This is a genomic window from Occallatibacter riparius (assembly GCF_025264625.1).
Taxonomy (GTDB): Bacteria; Acidobacteriota; Terriglobia; order Terriglobales; family Acidobacteriaceae; genus Telmatobacter; species Telmatobacter riparius.
Genome location: NZ_CP093313.1, coordinates 3,730,637 through 3,748,095, shown reverse-complemented (window position 1 = coordinate 3,748,095; position 17,459 = coordinate 3,730,637). Strand labels below are relative to the sequence as shown.

The 17,459-nt window shown below is 59.5% G+C and carries 16 protein-coding genes, 1 tRNA gene and 1 pseudogene; 8 read left to right on the top strand and 10 right to left on the bottom strand.

Annotated elements, in window-relative coordinates; all coding sequences use genetic code 11:
- Positions 1-96 precede the first annotated feature (96 nt).
- Genes MOP44_RS15205 through MOP44_RS15180 form a run of 6 tightly spaced genes read left to right on the top strand, consistent with a single transcriptional unit; the run spans position 97 to position 6,499 of the window.
- Positions 97-1,512, top strand: coding sequence for a Gfo/Idh/MocA family protein (locus MOP44_RS15205; RefSeq protein WP_260790892.1), 1,416 nt, complete (start codon positions 97-99; stop codon positions 1,510-1,512).
- A 51-nt stretch (positions 1,513-1,563) separates the two neighbouring features.
- A complete protein-coding gene (locus tag MOP44_RS15200) occupies positions 1,564-2,148 on the top strand; it encodes a hypothetical protein (protein ID WP_260790890.1) in 585 nt (194 codons plus the stop codon).
- Positions 2,142-3,479 (top strand): Gfo/Idh/MocA family oxidoreductase, encoded by a 1,338-nt coding sequence (locus tag MOP44_RS15195; protein WP_260790888.1) that lies wholly within the window; start codon positions 2,142-2,144, stop codon positions 3,477-3,479. The genes MOP44_RS15200 and MOP44_RS15195 overlap by 7 nt, the downstream gene beginning before the upstream one ends.
- A 4-nt stretch (positions 3,480-3,483) precedes the next feature.
- Positions 3,484-4,146 (top strand): discoidin domain-containing protein, encoded by a 663-nt coding sequence (locus MOP44_RS15190; protein ID WP_260790886.1) that lies wholly within the window; start codon positions 3,484-3,486, stop codon positions 4,144-4,146.
- 26 nt (positions 4,147-4,172) lie between these two features.
- A complete protein-coding gene (locus MOP44_RS15185; RefSeq protein ID WP_260790884.1) occupies positions 4,173-5,660 on the top strand; it encodes a flippase activity-associated protein Agl23 in 1,488 nt (495 codons plus the stop codon).
- Positions 5,661-5,668: 8 nt separating this feature from the next.
- Positions 5,669-6,499 (top strand): FAD:protein FMN transferase, encoded by an 831-nt coding sequence (locus MOP44_RS15180; protein ID WP_260790882.1) that lies wholly within the window; start codon positions 5,669-5,671, stop codon positions 6,497-6,499.
- 64 nt (positions 6,500-6,563) lie between these two features.
- Here the strand turns inward: MOP44_RS15180 and MOP44_RS15175 are convergent, their stop codons facing one another.
- The 6 genes and pseudogenes from MOP44_RS15175 to MOP44_RS15150 all read right to left on the bottom strand — a co-directional run bounded on the left by MOP44_RS15175 (position 6,564) and on the right by MOP44_RS15150 (position 11,048).
- Positions 6,564-6,953 carry an alpha-L-fucosidase C-terminal domain-containing protein gene (locus tag MOP44_RS15175; protein ID WP_260790880.1) on the bottom strand — a complete coding sequence of 130 codons (390 nt, stop codon included), beginning with the start codon at positions 6,951-6,953 and terminating at the stop codon, positions 6,564-6,566.
- Positions 6,950-7,458, bottom strand: a pseudogene (locus MOP44_RS15170) (alpha-L-fucosidase). The gene MOP44_RS15175 and the pseudogene MOP44_RS15170 overlap by 4 nt, the downstream one beginning before the upstream one ends.
- Before the next feature lie 144 nt (positions 7,459-7,602).
- Entirely contained in the window at positions 7,603-7,734 is a 132-nt protein-coding gene (locus MOP44_RS15165) for a hypothetical protein (RefSeq protein WP_260790876.1), read from the bottom strand.
- A 53-nt stretch (positions 7,735-7,787) separates the two neighbouring features.
- The gene (locus MOP44_RS15160; protein ID WP_260790874.1) at positions 7,788-9,932 is read right to left on the bottom strand and encodes an alpha-L-arabinofuranosidase C-terminal domain-containing protein; all 2,145 of its coding nucleotides are present in this window, start codon (positions 9,930-9,932) and stop codon (positions 7,788-7,790) included.
- Between the two features lie 241 nt (positions 9,933-10,173).
- Positions 10,174-10,638, bottom strand: coding sequence for a hypothetical protein (locus MOP44_RS15155; RefSeq protein ID WP_260790873.1), 465 nt, complete (start codon positions 10,636-10,638; stop codon positions 10,174-10,176).
- A gap of 29 nt (positions 10,639-10,667) precedes the next feature.
- Entirely contained in the window at positions 10,668-11,048 is a 381-nt protein-coding gene (locus MOP44_RS15150) for a DUF4267 domain-containing protein (RefSeq protein WP_260790870.1), read from the bottom strand.
- Between the two features lie 16 nt (positions 11,049-11,064).
- Here MOP44_RS15150 and MOP44_RS15145 point away from each other — a divergent pair, with 16 nt between their 5' ends.
- A complete protein-coding gene (locus MOP44_RS15145) occupies positions 11,065-11,754 on the top strand; it encodes a TetR/AcrR family transcriptional regulator (protein WP_260790868.1) in 690 nt (229 codons plus the stop codon).
- A 21-nt stretch (positions 11,755-11,775) separates the two neighbouring features.
- Here the strand turns inward: MOP44_RS15145 and MOP44_RS15140 are convergent, their stop codons facing one another.
- From MOP44_RS15140 to MOP44_RS15125, 4 genes are all read right to left on the bottom strand, one after another.
- Positions 11,776-12,354, bottom strand: coding sequence for a DUF1990 domain-containing protein (locus tag MOP44_RS15140; RefSeq protein ID WP_260790866.1), 579 nt, complete (start codon positions 12,352-12,354; stop codon positions 11,776-11,778).
- Between the two features lie 27 nt (positions 12,355-12,381).
- A complete protein-coding gene (locus MOP44_RS15135) occupies positions 12,382-13,218 on the bottom strand; it encodes a HEAT repeat domain-containing protein (RefSeq protein ID WP_260790865.1) in 837 nt (278 codons plus the stop codon).
- Between the two features lie 143 nt (positions 13,219-13,361).
- The gene (locus MOP44_RS15130) at positions 13,362-15,878 is read right to left on the bottom strand and encodes a TonB-dependent receptor (RefSeq protein WP_260790863.1); all 2,517 of its coding nucleotides are present in this window, start codon (positions 15,876-15,878) and stop codon (positions 13,362-13,364) included.
- Between the two features lie 248 nt (positions 15,879-16,126).
- A tRNA-Arg gene (locus MOP44_RS15125) sits at positions 16,127-16,203 on the bottom strand.
- 557 nt (positions 16,204-16,760) lie between these two features.
- Between MOP44_RS15125 and MOP44_RS15120 the strand changes: the two genes are divergently transcribed.
- Positions 16,761-17,411, top strand: coding sequence for a DedA family protein (locus MOP44_RS15120; protein WP_260790862.1), 651 nt, complete (start codon positions 16,761-16,763; stop codon positions 17,409-17,411).
- Positions 17,412-17,459 lie beyond the last annotated feature (48 nt).

The following is a 17,459-nucleotide window of genomic DNA, read 5'->3' as shown; positions in this document are numbered from 1 at the left end:
TGATCTGAAGTCTGCCGCATGACGGTTGGACCTGCAGATTGGAAAGATGATAAAACGTCACTTGATTCCACAGAATGAAAAGGTTTTCGGATATCCATGCCTTCACAATCTGGTTCTGGACCATTTCTTCGCCCGTTTAATCGCCGGCGCTTCCTGAAGACCGCAGGGACTGCTGCGGTTCTTCCGGCGGTGATGCGCGGCTATGCTGCGCAGACATCGACGACCTCTCCCAACAACCGCATCAACCTGGGAGTCATCGGCATGGGTTGGCAGGGGCCCGGGAACACCTCGGCTTTCCTGAACCTGCCGGACTGCCAGGTGGTCGCCGCGTGCGATATCGATGCCAATCATCTTCAAGCCGCGGTCAAAAAGATCAACGAGACTTACGGCAATGAAGACTGCAAGGGCTATCACGATTATCGTGAGTTGCTTGCTCGCGAGGATATTGATGCCGTCATGATTGCCGTGCCGGACCATTGGCATGAGATCGTCGCGACTGAGGCGGCCCGGCGTAAGAAGGACATCTACGGTGAAAAACCACTGGCGCACACAATTGCCGAACAGCAGTCCATTGTGCGCGCGGTTCAGGAGAACGGGATCGTCTGGCAGATGGGCTCATGGCAGCGGTCGGTTCCCATGTTCCACAAGGCTGCGGAGATTGTGCGGAGCGGACTGATCGGCGAGGTGACACACGTCGAAGTCGGGCTACCGGGCGGCAATGCGGATTTTGACGGCGTGGCCAAAGACGCGATGGCCAAGATCACCGCCGCCGGAGCGCAGCCCACGCCTTTCGAACAGATTGTTCCGGGAACACCGGCCTGGAATGCGATTGTCACTGATCCCCCAAAAGAACTGGATTACGAGACATGGGTCGGCCCCTCAAAGATGGAGCCTTACATCAGGGCGCGTTCGCATAAGTCGTGGCGGTGGAATTACAACACCGGCGGCGGCCAGCTGCTGGATTGGATTGGTCACCATTGCGACATCGCGCACTGGGGCCTTGGATTCGATCTGTCCGGCCCGTCGGAAGTGGAGGGCAGCGGCGAACTGCCGCCCCGCGATGCGGTTTGGAACACCGCGCCGAAGTATCGATTCGAACTGAAGTATCCGCGCAACATCACGATGACGATTGCGGGCGGCCATCACGACATCAAGACAGGCGTGAAGTGGATCGGCACCGAGGGCTGGGTATGGGTGGATCGTGGCGGCTTTGATGCGTCGAACCCGGACTGGAAGAAAGGCAAGTATCTGCCGCGCGAACTGCGCAAGGTGAAGCTCTACACTTCCACGGACCATATGCAGAACTTCCTTGATTGCGTTCGCACCAGGCAGGCTACGGTTACACCCGTGGAGATCGGGCACCATTCGGCGATTCCCGGTCATCTCTGCCTTATCTCGATGCTCACGGGAAAGAAGATCCGCTGGGACGTGAAGGAAGAGAAGATCATCGGCGATCCTGAAGCGAGCAAGCTGATGACGCGCGAGTATCGCGGTCCCTGGAAGATGAGCTAAGAACTGCGCAGAAGCGGTGGGGACTTCCCGCTGCTTTGTGGCGGAGGCTTCGTGAACAAATCGGCAGTTGAGCCCGAGATCGCCAACGGGCAGAGGACAAACTTGAGTCAGTTAAATTTGGATTCCGGGCGCACAGCCCAATGGGATTACACCCTTGCATTTTGGGGCTTGCGCCTGTGGCTGGGCGCGCGCGCGCTGTTCGTAGGCATTCAGAAATACGCGGCGTACAAATCGGTGGCAATGCCGCTTATCGACCCTGCCACCGGGCAACCGGACGCCAGCGGCGTAATGGTCAACGTGAACGTCAAGTCATACGCGCTGGCCAACTACGCGGGAATACCTGTGGGGCTCAGAGACAAGTTCGCTCATGAGCCGCTGTTCCCGAAATTTGCTCTGGTGGCGTTCGACAAGCTGCTTGGTCCGGCGTTCATTCTTACCGGATTGATGCTCATCATCGGCCTGGGTACGCGCGTGTCGCTGCTCGTGCAAGGGCTTCTATTCGTTGCGCTCACGGTGGGCCTGGTTCTCATCGATCAGAACGACGGCGTGGCATACCTTGGCATTCACATTCTTCTGGTGGCGGCGGCCTTTGTGCTCGCCCGTCATAACAGGTTTGCGGTCCTCAAGAAATGGTAGACAAGTTGAATCGTCGTGAATTTATCAGCGCGACCGCGGTGGCGGGCGCTGCAATGCTCTTGGAAGGCTGCAAGTCCGACGCGAACGAACAGAAAGCAGCCGTCCCCAAGTCATCACTGAACACCATCAACGTTGCCCTCATCGGTTATGGCGAGGAGGGCAAGGTTCTGCTTGAGTCGCTCCTCAATATCGAGGGCGTGCGGCTCGTGGCGTTGTGCGACATCTGGGACTATCACCGCGGCGAGGGTGAGCGCTACCTGCAGAAGCTCGGTAACCAGGTTCACACCTACGAGAATTACGAAGACCTGCTCGCGAAGGAAAAGGACCTTCAGGCTGTTCTCATCGCGACGCCGGATTTCTGGCATGCGCCGATGACCAACACCTGCCTCAAGGCGGGTCTGCATGTGTACTGCGAAAAGATGATGAGCAACACGATTGAAGGTGCGCGCTCGATGGTGAAGACCATGCGCGAAACCGGAAAGCTGTTGCAGATTGGTCATCAGCGCCGCAGTAATCCCAGGTATGTCTTCACGCTGAACCGGCTGCTCCACGAGGCGCAGTTCTGCGGCCGCCTCACGGCCATCCAGGGGCAGTGGAATCGCGCGGTCAAAGAGGACTTCGGGTGGCCAAAGAAGTACGAGATGCCGGCCAGCATGCTCGCAAAATACGGCTTCAAGGACATGCACCAGTTCCGCAACTGGCGCTGGTACAAGGGCCTTGGCGGCGGTCCGCTATCCGACCTTGGTGCGCACCAGATCGACATCTTCAACTGGTGGCTCGGCACTACGCCGAAATCCGTAACGGCCAGCGGTGGTTTGGATTACTTCAAAAACCACGACTGGTACGACAACGCCATGGTGATATACGAGTATCCCGTGGAATCGGCAGTTGCGCGTGCGTTCTACCAGGTGCAGACGACGACTAGTGCGGGCGGCGGCTACTTCGAACAGTTCATGGGCGACGACGGCACCATCAGGATGTCGGAAGATCCCGCGATCTGCGCCATTTATCGCGAGGCTCGCGCGACGGCAGTCTCGTGGGACGACCTGGCGCAGAAGGGCTACGTGAAGGCGAAACCAGTAGCCGCGGACGCAACAAAAGTGGATGTGCGCGAAACGGCTGCGCTGGCAGAGTACGAGATTCCGGTGTTCTTCAACAAGCCGCCGCATCAGCCGCATCTGGAAAATTTCTTCAACGCTGTCCGCGGCAAGGGCAAATTGAACTGCCCCGCCGATGAAGCTTTCTCGAGCGAATACGTGATTCACAAAGCAAACGAAGCCGTTGCCGCCGAGAAGAAAATCAACATCACCGATGAAGAAGTGAGAGCCTGAAATTATGAAGATTCTTTCCCGCAATTACTCCCTCGTACCCGTCTTAGTTGTAGCCGCTGCCGCAATGGCGCAGGACAAGGTTCCGTTGAAGACGCAGCTTCCCAAGCCGCTCTTCGTCGGCACCCCGGTTCCGCTTAATGTTCCGAATCTCGAGCCACCGCTTAAGGGCAAGCGACCTGATTTCATGATCCCCGCGGGTTCAGTCAACCTGGCAAAGGGCAAGAAGGTCACAGCAAGCGACGAGAATCCCGTGGTAGGGACGCTGGACCTCGTCACAGATGGCGACAAGGCTGGCGATGAAGGCTCCTGGGTGGAACTCGGCCCCGGCAAGCAGTGGCTCCAGATCGACCTCGGCAAAAGCGCGAACATCTATGCCGTGCTGCTGTGGCACTTCCACTCGCAGGCGCGCGTCTATCGCGATGTTGTTGCGCAAGTCTCCGATGACGCTTCATTCAAGTCCGGCGTGACCACCATTTTCAACAACGACTTCAAGAACGAGGTTGGCGCGGGCCCAGGCAAGGATCAGAACTACGTGGAGACCTACCAAGGCAAGCTGATCGACGCCAAAGGCGCGAAGGGGCGCTATGTCCGCTTCTACAGCAACGGGAACACTACTAACAAACTGAACGACTACATCGAGGTTGAAGTGTGGGGCAAACCCGCCTGAGTTCGGTGTCCCCGGAAGACGTTTGGATGGAAAAAGCGAGCCCGCGGCGGCTTTGGTCCCGCTGGCTCGCTTTTCTCTTCATCGCATTGATCGGGTTGGCGGTTCGCTTGCCGCAACTGGGCACGCGGCCCATGCACACCGACGAAGCCGTGAACGCCTATATCGTCGGCCAATTACTCGCAGGCGAAAAGTACACCTATGACCCGCAGGACCGCCACGGTCCCGCGCTGGCGACACTGGCCCTACCGCTAGTGCGCCTGCAAGGCGCCCGATCATTCGCCGATCTAACGGAATCGAAGTTACGCCTCATACCGGTGGTGGCCGGAACCATCACCATTCTTCTCTTCGGCGCTGCTGTCGATCTCTTCGGTCTTATCCCGTGCATGCTGGCGGCGCTGCTGTTAGCGGTCGCTCCCCTACCCGTTTACTACGACAGATACTTCATCCATGAATCGCTCTTCTGCGCAGCGACCATCGGCCTGATCCTGTCGGGGTGGCGAGCCGCGAAAACGCGCAGCGTCGGCTATGCCGCTCTCGCCGGCGCCTGCGCCGCGTTGATGTTTGCCTGCAAAGAGACCTCTGTCCTGCATTGGTTCGCGCTCGCCGCTGCAGGTTTTGCGTCCTGGCTTTTGAATCCGCGGCACGATCGACCGGCTGGCCGCTGGCGCGCCGCTCCGCCACTCTCCGCGCTTGGCGCTTTTCTTGCGCTCGCCCTCCTGCTGTTCACGGGGTTCGGCACAAATTGGAAGGGGCTGACAACCCTGGCGAAGGTGGCCCCGGATGCTCTGTCGCGTGCGGCCGGCCAGGGCCACGAAAAGGCGTTCTGGTATTACGGCAGGCTTCTCACCGGCGGCTGGTCCGGCGGATTGCTGTGCGCGCTCGCCTGCATCGGATTTGTCCTCGCGATCCGGAAGCGCGACGCTTCAGCGTACCGCTTGCTCGCCTGTTACGGGCTCTTCATCGCCATCATCTATAGCTCGATCCCCTACAAAACACCATGGCTGGCGCTGAATCTCTGGCTGCCTCTGGCTCTGCTCGCTGCTAAAGCCACCGAGTCGGTGTGGCATTGGATCGCGACGACACTGGGACCGCGCGCTGCATACCCTCTCCCGGGCGCTCTTGCTGTGATTGCCGCGGTGTTGATCGCTCACGACACGCGTCAGCGCGTTTTCCTCCATGCGGCCGACGAAGCCAACCCCTATGCGTATGCGCACACGACGGAAGACATTCTCGGCCTCGAGGCAGAGATCCACGATCTGGCGCACAAGAGCGGGATAGCCAGGCCACGCATTGCAGTCATCGCGTCGGACCCGTGGCCGTTACCCTGGTATCTCCGCCAGTTTGATCAGGTCGGCTTTTACCAGCCAGGCCAGCAGGTGCCCGACGCCGATTTCTACATCACCTCCAACGAAGCCTCGCAACAATACACCGACCAATTGCGAGATCTGCGTCCCGACTTCTTCGGCGTACGTCCAAATGTGCTCATCCTGTTGTGGATCCCTGCGCCCAAATAGAGAGTGTTATGCCTGACATTCACCAGTTCAATCATGCCGCCATGGCGACTCACTTTCAAGTGCGCATCGTCCATGACGAAAAAGGGTACGCCGCACAGGCCGCACAGGCCACATTCGATCTCGTCAATTCGCTCGAATCCTGCTTAAGCCGCTTCCGCACCAACAGCGACATCGCCCGTGCTGCGCATCTCGCCCCCGGTGAAAAGATGCGTTTGAGCGAGCCGGCCTTCGCCTGCCTGCAGATCGCGAAGCGAATGGAAGAGGCCACACACACAGCCTTCTGTCCCACGCCTGGCGCGCTGAAGACTCAGGCCTCGCTTTCTGGGTGGGATCTGGTGCCTGGCGAGTTGTCCATCACGTGCCTGAGCGGCCGACTTGAATTCGACCTGGGCGCGATCGGCAAGGGCTTTGCTCTCGACCGCATGGCCGAGCTGCTTCGCGATTGGGATATCAGCTCGTTCTTGCTGGTGGCAGGCGGCAGCAGCATTCTCGCGGGGGATGCACCACCCGGAGCTCCGGGCTGGTCCTGCGGCTTGGGCGAAGACAATGCTTCCGAGCGGTTCTTTCTGACGGATATTTCCTTGAGCGGCTCAGGCGTCGCCGTCAAGGGAGCGCACATTCTCGACCCCCGCACGGCCCAACCCGCGTCACGCCAACTTCGGGCCTGGGTTATTGCCGATAGCGCCGCCGAGTCCGATGCCCTCTCCACCGCTTGCATGGTTCTCAGCGAACCGGAGCTGGAAGAGATTCTCGCTCCGAACCACTCCTGGCTGGCATTTCTAGATACAGAAAATGGCGTGCGTCCGATCGGCAGCCGTGCGCTCCCTATACGCTCATAGGCGGTACTTCTCTGCGCTCAACGAATCGAGCAGTTCCCGGGTCTCGGACAGCCCTGCGGTGGCTTTACGCAAGCATCACCTTGAGCGCGGCAGCGTAGTCCACCCGCGGCCGATAGGACTTTGGAAGTGCCACGCGAAGGGCATCCGCTTGTTGCCTCCATTCAAATCGCTCCGCTGTTCCTAGCAACTCCACGCGCGCGATCTTACCCGGGCTGGTCTTCGCTGATAAGCCGAGTGAGCTGATGAGAATCGGCTCTGCAGGCCAACCGAGCACGATAGCGTAGACGACACTGTTCGCTTTGTTGCGCGTGAAGCGGATGTCCTTCTCTCCGAGTTTGCTGACGCTACCACCCTGGAAGGATCCGGCCTTCACCATGTTGGGACCTTCGCCGGAGATCTTCCACGATCGAGTCTCATAGATGGCTTCGCCATTGACCTCCATCCACGAGGTCACACCTCGGCAGTGAGCCCGCGTTCATAATCGGCAACGACGGCTTTTGCAAGGCGATCGGGAACATCTTTGACATCGCGATGCGGACCAATAGCCGCTGAGTTCCACGGCTGGTGTTTCGAATTCCACGCGTCGAAGTTGTCGTGGTGATTGGCGAGCGCTACGAAGATTCTGGCACCAGCTTTTTATAGCGCGCGATTAGCTCGTCGGGCTGCCAGTTCAGAAGCGTCCATTGAGCGCAGAGATCCTTGTATCCGAAGCGCGATGGCGGCCCGTAATGATCGAGGTGATATTCATATTGGCGCTGCCCCTCGACATAAACATTGCGAGCATACCAGTCCCCGGCTTCGGCCACGCACTGCGGACTCCAGTGCGCCCAGATTCCGAACTTCGCGTCCTGGTACCATTCGGGCGCCTCGTATTCAAGCAGTGAATCCCAAGAAGGCTGGAACGGGCCGTCGCCGGCGAGTCCCAAAACCGGCGAGTTCAGAGGCACGTCGTCCCACATACCGCCAGCAATTGGCGAGGGAGCCGGATTGTAGTTCCATGCCGGCTGCTGCCAATTGGACTCGTCCAGCTTCGTCTCCACAATCTTTCCGCCGCTCACTTTGTAGAAGACCCGTTTCTCAGGCGGCAATGCACAGAACTCGGCTTAGTCGTGGGCATAGTGATTGAATCCTTCCGGCAATGCGGACTGGCTATCCGGCGACGCCTGGGCAAATCCCGGCGGAGCCGTTGAGGCTGCAGACATCGCAATCAAGTTGCAGAAATCTCTTCGCTGCACGCATACACTCCTGTTCAAGGATTCCTTGCTGACACGGCGGATCCGCGCAACGCTTACTGCCCGACTGGGAACCGAAAAATCTCCACGCTTATCGGCGCGACGGCTAGCGTCGATGGTGCTCCGCTGACTGCCGATTCCTTCACTTCCACCTGCGGCGGTTGTCCCACTTTGTTCGCGGCATCCAGAGTCTTGCCGGTCATGCGCCACAGCTTTGCATTGCCGCTCAGCCGCAATCCATTCACGCTGAGATCCAGTCTCTGCTCGAAGTCCGTGGCATTCACAACGGCCAGCGTTAGGAACTTGCGATCTGCGCTGAGCGCCGCGAACATATCCAGCGGATAGGTTGGGCTGCCGGCACTGGTTCGCGGAAGGTCCCCGATCATGTGTTGCGTGGGAACCGACTGCGGAGAGTTACCCGTGAGCGCGACAGGAATGGAGCCGCTGCCGAGAAGTTCGCCATACAGTTTGAAAAGGAGTCCATTAGTGTTCAGCGTCGCGGCGGTTTGGTTGAAGTCGAGCGTGGAAACGCCCATGGTGAACGCCGTCATGCGCAGGAAGTCTGTTTCGCGCAGCATTTCATTCAGCACCATGGCGTAGGCCAGCGCAAGTTTCAGATCGGTTTGGCCGCCGGTGTAAGCGTATTCGTCATTCGACATGAAGATCTGCTTCGTCTTCATTTCGGGGAACTGCTTCTCATATTCTTGCCACTCTTCGGCCTTGAGGCGAACGCGGTCGGAAGGACGGCGAACCCAGTCGAGATTCGTTTCGTCGTCGGGTACGAGACCAGCTTCGAGACGGCCGACCTTGATGCCCTTCTCAGCGCGCTCGCGGTCCCAGTGCGTGCCGGCCCGCGTGTACCAGTGCTCTGTGATGCCGTCGAAATTGCCCCAGTCGTGTTTGAGGAAGCCACAGGTCCAATCCGCGTCGGAACAGATACCGGCCTGATCGAAGGGAATGTGCCAGTCGGCGGCGACGCCTTCCAGAATCGCCTCCTCCGGCATGGAACCTGAGGCCAGCAACGTAATCGATGGGTCGACCTCGCGCATAGCCTTCGCGAATTCGTTGTGCTTCATCAGGTAGTACTTCAGATCGGTGCGCCCCAGTTGCCATTGCCCGTACGGCTCATTGCCGACATTCCAGAATCTGACGTGATATGGCTCGGGATGTCCGTTACGGACGCGCGCCGTACCCATGTGCGTAGTGGCGGCGCCATTCATGTACTCCACTTCTTCGGCAGCCGAGTGCGCATCACCGAATCCAGCATTGACCGTGATGTAAGGCTCGACGCCGATAAGTTTGCAGAACGTCATCAGTTCATCCATGCCGACATCATTCGTCTGCATGGCGTTCCATGCGTAGTCGAAATTGGGCGGCCGCTTATCGCGCGGGCCGACTGAGTGATACCAATTGAAATCGGAGATGAAATTGCCGCCCGGCAGCCGCCAGAATCCCGAATGCAGCTGCTTCAGTTGCGCGATGACCTCAGGGCGGAACCCATCGACATTGTCTGCTGGCATGAGCGAAACGGCGCCCACATGAAAGCTGCCCGTGCCTGTCCCGGTGATCTCGAATGCGCCGGCCTCGGTGTCAGCTCCGGCTACGAAGTTGAAAGACGCTTCCTTATAAATGTTTGAAGGAGGCGGAACCGCGACCACCTGACGATCGTTGGCGCCTTCACCCCAGACAAGCGCGATCTTCATCTTTGCGCCCAGTGTGGCGCGCAGCCAGATGTGGCCGGTATATTTCCTCCCTTTTACGAGGGTGAAACCGGACTGTCGTATGCCGTGCGGCGAGGATGCGTCAAGTTCGATGCGCGGGCTCTGTTCGCCGACGAACGGATGCTCTTTGTCCATCACCACTGCTTCCGCAGGACCGATGGGATGCCACTTCCGCAGTTGCATGTTGCGGAATGGGCCGCCCTGGGCGGGCGCGGCAGCTTGGGGTTCTTCCGGCTTGATGGGGAAGTAAAACTTTCGGTCATCCAGCATCTCCGACCAAAGGCTGCGATAGATCAGCGCGCCGATGTGCTCGATGAACATGCCATATTCGTAGGGCGAAACGGGCCGGGCGGTTTGCTGGGTGTCAATCGCTACCCTCAGTTGCTGCGGCGGAGTGGGCGGGTTCTGCTGGGCGCCTACGGAGGCGAGTGCTCCGCTGAACAAGAGGGCGGCGGCTGCACCGATTCTTCGATTCACCATGCAATGCTCCCTGTGAGTGGCCGAGATATGCTCTGGCGGAGGCACGCTCATCATCGTGCATTTCGGTTACCCAACCAGCCGTCCGTGACGTACTTTTGTTCGAGCACCCTTCTAGAGCCGCCAGAGACTCCACAGAGAAGAGAAACAGATGCCCCCCCTTGTGTAAAGCGTTTTTTCTGCACCCGGTAGAATCAGGAACGCGGTGCGCCTGCATGCGGCGCTGTTAGCCGGCCACCATGCCTCAACTTGCCAACAGCACCAGGCACTGCGCGACCAGTGACACAACGAGCAGCGGGGCACGGATGAATAGCGATCGATCCCAGGCCGCTTGTAGTTCTCGAGCGTTCTCAAGTGGCAGCCCTGCCATTGCCGCTTTGGTTTGAACCTGATTAATCGGTTTCGACAGCCGGGCGTAGATAACGACAAAGAGAATCAGCATCAGGAGTGATGCGAGATAAAACCAGCGCTGCGCACTCCCGCTCATCACGGCCAAAACAATGTTGGACAGGGTTGCCACGACGCCCCAGATCGGCATCCGCGCATCGGCAAACAAATGGAAGAAGCCCATGACCTCGGTTCCTGCCGCCGCGGATGTCCGCCAGAGCGCAGCACGGCCTATCGTCAAAAAGAACATGTCCGTGCCGAATACCGCCGCAGTGCTGACAATTCCGAGCAGGACTGCCAGATAGATCATCCATTGAGTCATGTCTATGCCTCTCTTGTGATGGTTTCGGTTCAGATGGCGTGGATCAACAAGAGGCCGGCGACAAGCATCACTGCGCAGGTGATGCCATGGAAGGAAAACGCCGTCGCCTTCCTTCCGCCGGAAACAAGAATGTTGGCCATGTCGCCGAAGGGTATGGTTGCAAATACGAGCATCACGATTCCCACTGTGCGGTGGTCGGCAGCCAGCATCAGGGTCAGGACCACTAGTCCCGAAGCGATGTCACGAATTCCTTTGAGACGTAGCCACGCACGGGTGTCGGCATCCGGTGCAGCTGGCCTCAGGCCAAAATCTTTTGATATTCCTTCAGGAGATGCAACGTAGAAGCAGCCGATGACGATAATTCCGGCGGCAATGAGAACGGCCAGAATAAGCGGGATGGTGTTGTGCATAGCGTATCCTTTTCTTGTGCTAGAAAAACTAGCAATGCTAGGTATGATTGGGCCCATCCCGAAAAGATGCACAAATCGGCCGTACAATTTAACAGCGCTAGAATTCCTATCACTGGAAAGACCGACGATGGCGAATGACCGCATAGCAGGCCGAAAATCACGTGAGAAGCAGGCCCGGCGAGAACAGATCATCACGGCGGCACGGCGGATCGCGGAGCGTGAGGGGTGGCCCAGCGTAACCATTCGGCGGCTGTCGGATGAGATTTCATACAGTCAGCCCGTCTTGTACTCTCACTTCGAAAGCCGCGAGACCATCCTGGCCGCGGTTGCCATCGAGGGTTTCAAGGAAATCGGCTTGGTTTTGGAGAGGGCGCGCACACGGGCAAAACGAGGAGCTGCGGTCGAATCGGTCGCGGCTGCCTATCTTCGCTTCGCAGAGGCCTCGCCCGCGATGTACGAGGTGATGTTTTCAATCGGGCTGAGCGTTCCGTTCGGTGAAATGGCTACGCCTGCGGAACTGCGATTCGGATTCACGCAACTCCTGGAGCTGTTCAAGGAGCAGAGTGACAAACCCGAGATCGTTGCAGAGCTGTTTTGGGCGAATCTCCACGGGATAGCCGAGTTAACCAGAACCGGACGGTTTCCGCGCAGACTTCAAAAGGAGCGTCTGCGAGCCCTCGTCGTGCTCTTTACCGCGTCCAGGTGAAATTGCGCCGAGACCACCGCCTCACCGATCAGACCGCCGCATCCGGGCATGCGAGTCCCGGCGGAACCTGCTCTGCATCGCCCGGCCCAGCGGCCAGCCCAGCCGCGCCAGCAAATGCCGCGGCCGCGAAACAGCTTCGATCAGGTACAGCACCCGCCCCGACGAGCGGTCGAGCTCAATCAGAAACCGCTCCTGCCCTTCCTCGATGTGCAATGCGGTCGTAGCATACAGAAATCCGATCCGGTCGGGCGTGTTAACGGTCTCAACAATCCGGCTCAGATTCAGCGACCACAAGCCCACCGTGTGCGCTTCAACCGCGACCAACTCGCCCTTGCGCACATCCGCAGTGGGATTCGCCACCCGCACCCAGCCCAGGTCGAACTCCGCCCACTGCTCCATCGCGAGGCGCGCTCGCGCGAATGCACTCTCTCCCTTTCCAATCTGCGAGAGGGAAACATCGTGCGCGAATCCCCAGGGCGGCTTGGTGGCCGTCAGCCCGTCGCGCAAACTCAGCAGATTGGGACATGCGGCAGGCAGCCCAGCCGCCCGGTTCAGCGCAACATCAATTGTGTCTTGATTCGGTCGCGTTAGCGAAAACACGAGTCCAGTATCGCAGCGGCAGCCGCATTACTTCCCTACCGTCGATGTCCTCACGTCCTGCAGGTGAATGACCGCTGCGGCTGCGATGTAGCGCACCTGCTCCTTCTCATCGTCCATGCCGGCTTCGATGCGCGGCCCCAGCGTGAAGTCACCGCGCTCGGAGATAGCATTCAATGCGGCGGCCCGCACGATCCAACTCTTGTCGAAGGCCGCATCTACCAGGGCGTCGCCCGATTTGGGGTCGGGGTCCTTTGCTAGCACCTTGGCCGCCGCCGCGCGCACCGGCGACGTGTCGTCTTTCGTGATCATGCCCAGCGCGGTCAGCCCGAGTCCGGCAAAAGGAATGAATCCAATGCCCTGCTCGAACCCGAGCTGCGCCATCTTCTTGGGATCGCTGAGCATCTTTTTTTGATCGTCAATGAGGCCGCCGCCGCTTTTCTTTTGCCCGGTCAACACGGCGTAGTAGACCTCGTAGGCCGTAGGATCTTTCAACACATAGAGCGCGTGCGTGGCGGCTAAGACCACAGATACATCCTTGTCCCTGATTGCGTTTTTCAGCGCCGGAATCGCACTCTTCGCTTCCATCGCGCCCAGTGCATTCGCGGCGGCGGTGCGAACCACGGGCTTCTCGTCGCTGAGTGCCTTCTCGGCCATCGCCTGCGCCTCGGAATCTCCTTGGAGTAGTGCCAACACGGCGACCCCGGCCGCGCGCTTATCAGTGTTCGAATCGGATGCGGCCTTCTTGAGAATGTCCCAGGCCTTGTCGATGTGCCCTTGCGCGCGAGCAGGCGCGCACAGACCGCACATCAGGAGCGTGCAAACGGCCGCAGCCACAAAACCATATCTGGATCTGGATTGAACCATCGTGAGCCCTCGTCTCTCTGCGGAAGCTGAAGGAATAACAGCAATTCAGGGTAGGTTTCCACAGAGCCCGATGGATGCTGGCAGAACTACCAGAAACAGCAAAGCCGCGGACATTCTCCGCGGCCCTGGTGCTGTTGAATCAATTACTTGCTTTCGCGGCCCCACTGAAGCTTCACGCCGCTGCGCACGGTGAACGGCAGCGTGGGATACCCGATGGGTCCCATGTGTTGATTGCTGGTCAGGTTCTCCATCAACCCGTAGAACGCTATCCACGACTTCATCTGGTAGCTGCCGCCCACGTCGATCTTTGCGTAGCCGTAGTCGAGATTGCGGTTCGGGAGCAGCAGGCTGTTGCCTCCCTGAGAATCCTGATACCAGAGGTAGGTCGAGTCATCGCTACGGCTGGCGAAAGACATGTTGACGATCCCTGTGAACGGATGCCGCGCATAGGTGCCGGTGAAAAAGCCGGTGTGCGGAGGCCGGCGGAAAGGCCGCGCTCCTACCAGTGGCGAAATCGCTCCGATCGGAATGCCGTTCCATGTTGGCGCAAATCCATCCGTGAGCGCTTCATTGTCGCTATTGAACGAGCGCTGCACCACCGCGTCGAGATAGGTGTAGCCGCCGCGCAGGAAGATCGTGGACCCGATGCCGCCTTCCAACGTTGATTCAAATCCCTGCGCGCAGTACGCTTGCGTGTTCACCGTGAGTCCATAGTCGTTCGTGTAGTAGAAGCCCAAAGCCGACTCAAGCTGTTGCTTATCGGCATCCGTGAGTCCCGGAATCAGGTTCGGCAGCAGATGGCCGCCCACATACTCGATCTGTTTTCCAAACTCGTTATGGAAGTACCGTGCGCGAAACAGGATGCGATCGCTCAGAAACGCCTGCTCCAGGCCGCCCTCGTACATACGGCCTCGCGGCGCCGTCAGAGGTCCAATGTGCAACTGCTGCGCTACGCTGCCGAAGCCGTTGCTTACCAGGAAGTGATAAAGCGAACCGAACTCATCAGTCAGTGCGGGCTCGCGCACCGCGTCGCCAAAGTTGAACATCACACGCGTTCCACTAAATGTCCCCGTACGCGGCCGCAGCGCATAGTAAGTGAAGCCCGCGCGCGGCGTGGTCTCCACGCCAAACAGCGAGTAGTGCTGCAAGCCTCCGCCGAGCGTGTAAAAGAAGCGCCCCTTGAAGTCTCCGTGCACCGCCGCGGAGTAGTCGTAGTTCTGGTGCTCCGTTGTCTCGTTCGTGCCATACGACGGCACAATCTCCGCACCGTGCTCATCTTCAAACTGGAATCCGATGAGCCCCATCAGGTGTGGCGTGAAACGGTAATCGCCCTGGTAGGCAGCCTCGTCGCGGTTCGATACAAGGTGATACTGGAAGGGGTACGCCTGGTCGTAGTCGAGAATGGCCCGGCCTGTGGCAGATGCGCCGTTCGCACCCCGTATGGTGACCTGCCTGCCCAGGTATGCGTTGTCGCCGAATCCGTCGTAGTTCAGCACGTACTCGCCCGATGCGTTCCAGAGCGCCGACTGCTCGCGCTTCCGCGCCAGCCCATACCGCACCACGTTGTGAAAGCTGTCCGTTGTCTGGTGATCAATGGAGCCGCTGGCGTAGATGTCCTGGTCCTTCTGCGTGCCATCGTCGGCTACACCGTAGAAGTCCCACGCATTGGGGATTCCGGTCGCCGCCACGTTGTAGTGCGCAGTGCCGCGAATCTGTGTCTTCGCATTCAGTTGGTATCCCAGGTTCCCGGCAGCAGCGCCCATGTGGTGCTGGTCGTTCGGCAGTGCGTTCGAGGTCTGCAGCCAGCTATAGGTGCCCAGGTAATCTAGCTTGCCGTGCGCTCCCGCAATGGTCGCTTCTTCGTGATGCGTGTTGAAGTTTCCGCCGTCGGCCCGCAGAAAGAACGACGGGAACGGCGTCGTACCCCGGGGCGTCGTCAGGTTGACTACGCCGCTCAGCGCGCCTGCTCCATATAGATTTGAATTGGTACCGCGGTAGACCTCCGCCCGCTCCACGCCCGTTGCGGGCAGCGTACCGAAATCGAAGCGCCCGCCCAGGTCGCCGGCCTCAACGCCGTCCACCAGCACCATCGTTGCGTCGGAATCGCCTCCGCGCACAAACAGGGACGACTGCGATCCGCGCTGTCCGATCTGCATGACGCTTGTTCCCGGCATCAGCGGCAGCGTGCTCACAAGATCGGTACGCAGATCGATATCTAGCGGTCCGATCACATCCGTCGCTGAGCTGGTCTGCGGCTGAGGAGTCGGCGTTCCCGTGGGGGTAACCACGATCGAGTCGCGGACCCATTCGGGTTCGAGGACGATGTTGCGCTCGATCGTGTCGAGTTGCTTCGCATAAAAGACCGGCGTCTCGAGCTGACGGAAGCTCTTGGCATTGGTCAGCAGGAAGAAGCGCCCCTGGGTACCTGTAGTGATCTGGTAGCTGCCGTCGGCGCCGGAGACGGCCGAGCCCACCGCTTCGCCGTTTTGCAGAAGCACAACGGTTGCCCCGCTGACGCGGGCGCCGGTCGCATCGGTCACGATTCCGCGCACAGAGGCGGCAAAGGCCGATGTGCACACTAGAGTCAACAGGAGGAAAGTGGAAGCGGAGAGTCGAGCGGCGCGATGAAAGAAGCGGCCGCGAAAACGTGCCAAGGTCATATCGGCTCCTGGCGTCCCCCTCGGGACGCAAAGCGGTTGCGCGCCGAGGACCGGTCTCCTGACTTGCGCCTGCCACCTTCCCGAATTCGAGCCTTGCCCCGTGCCGAGCGGAGACTCACCTTCAGTGGTTTCGTTGGCTTTCATCCTCACCCAGACAAAAGACGATCGAGGTGCGGACGGCGCTTACAGTTGCGGGGCAGTGGCGGATTTTCACCGCCTTCCCGAGCATCCTGGCGATTTTCAAATTGTGGTGACCCCGGGCTGATTCGAACAGCCGACCTGCGGTTTAGGAAACCGACGCTCTATCCAGCTGAGCTACGGGGCCACTTATGTTGATCAGGCGAAAGAAAACCCGCCTGATTGCAAGCATACCAGCGCTCTACGAAGCGCGGCACCTCCATCTGGCCTCAGCTACCCTCGGAAGTGAAGGGCCTGCCCCTGATTCCGCATCCGCAGATCGCCCCTTTTACTAGCCGCGGTCTCGGTAGCAACTCCAGACACGTTCCCGGGTTCTCACGGAGTGACGGAGCGACACTATGCCAATTCTCGCGTGGGTGGCAGCGATACGAGTCACCGGTTACCAGGCAGGCTATTCTCCCGCAGCCGAGTATGCAGTGTTCGCCCTTCTTGCATTGGCGTTGGGACTGATTGCGCTTTGCTTCATGAAAGCGCGAGCGCGGCAAAGACCAAAGTCCGAGGCGGGACGCAAAAGCTCCCGCTGGGAGGCCTTCCTGCGTCCGCGCTGAAGCCTTGAGCCTCTGAGGAAAGGACATGCGTCGCGGCTTCCCGCTGTTCCCTGGCCGAAGTGCGATGGATTATGGAGCAGGCTCCAACCGGTTCCTCGAAACAACCACACGGCGAGTATCTTCAACCTAACCCGTCATGGAATGGCTCGCCGCGTGTATTCAGGATTTGCTTGCCCGATGGGGCTATCTCGCACTCTCCGCAGGGCTTCTGGGCGAAAACGCGGGCTTGCCCCTGCCTGGCGAGACCATCCTGATGTACTCGGCCTTCATCGCCCATAAGACTCACGAACTCAATCTGCTGCTGGTGATCCTCGTGGCTACCGCGGCCGCGGTGGTCGGCGACAACGTTGGGTTCTTCGCCGGGCGCTGGCTCGGACCTCGACTTCTTGGCTGGCTGGAGCGCAAATTCAACATGGGCGAGGACATTGCCACTGCCCGCGACCAGATGCGCTGCCACGGTGGCGCAACGATTTTCTGGGCGCGCTATGTCGTCGGTCTCCGCACCGTCGCCGGTCCTGTTGCAGGAGCCCTGAACATGGAGTGGCGCTCCTTCCTGCTCTATAACGCCCTGGGCGCCGTCACCTGGGTCACCTCGGTCGCGGTCATCGCCTACTTCTCCGCCAGCAAGATTGACTCGCTCGCCGGCTATATCGAGAAGGTCTCGTGGGTGGTTTCGGGCTCCATCTTCGCAATCGGGTACATCTATTGGAGACGCCGCAAAAAGCGCCTTCAGCAGTTCGGCCCCGAATGTGGCGGCAGACGTGCCGAATCTCGTCGGGCCGCCTAGCCGAGTCTGCGCCGCCCCATCCCCATCCGCTATGATTCTCCACAACTT

Bases quoted from the DNA above. Each gene is read 5' to 3' on its own strand.
- MOP44_RS15205 (WP_260790892.1), top strand. From the start codon at position 97: ATGCCTTCACAATCTGGTTCTGGACCATTTCTTCGCCCGTTTAATCGC.
- MOP44_RS15195 (WP_260790888.1), top strand. From the start codon at position 2,142: ATGGTAGACAAGTTGAATCGTCGTGAATTTATCAGCGCGACCGCGGTG.
- MOP44_RS15190 (WP_260790886.1), top strand. From the start codon at position 3,484: ATGAAGATTCTTTCCCGCAATTACTCCCTCGTACCCGTCTTAGTTGTA.
- MOP44_RS15185 (WP_260790884.1), top strand. From the start codon at position 4,173: ATGGAAAAAGCGAGCCCGCGGCGGCTTTGGTCCCGCTGGCTCGCTTTT.
- MOP44_RS15180 (WP_260790882.1), top strand. From the start codon at position 5,669: ATGCCTGACATTCACCAGTTCAATCATGCCGCCATGGCGACTCACTTT.
- MOP44_RS15160 (WP_260790874.1), bottom strand. From the start codon at position 9,932: ATGGTGAATCGAAGAATCGGTGCAGCCGCCGCCCTCTTGTTCAGCGGA.
- MOP44_RS15155 (WP_260790873.1), bottom strand. From the start codon at position 10,638: ATGACTCAATGGATGATCTATCTGGCAGTCCTGCTCGGAATTGTCAGC.
- MOP44_RS15150 (WP_260790870.1), bottom strand. From the start codon at position 11,048: ATGCACAACACCATCCCGCTTATTCTGGCCGTTCTCATTGCCGCCGGA.
- MOP44_RS15135 (WP_260790865.1), bottom strand. From the start codon at position 13,218: ATGGTTCAATCCAGATCCAGATATGGTTTTGTGGCTGCGGCCGTTTGC.
- MOP44_RS15130 (WP_260790863.1), bottom strand. From the start codon at position 15,878: ATGACCTTGGCACGTTTTCGCGGCCGCTTCTTTCATCGCGCCGCTCGA.
- MOP44_RS15120 (WP_260790862.1), top strand. From the start codon at position 16,761: ATGGAATGGCTCGCCGCGTGTATTCAGGATTTGCTTGCCCGATGGGGC.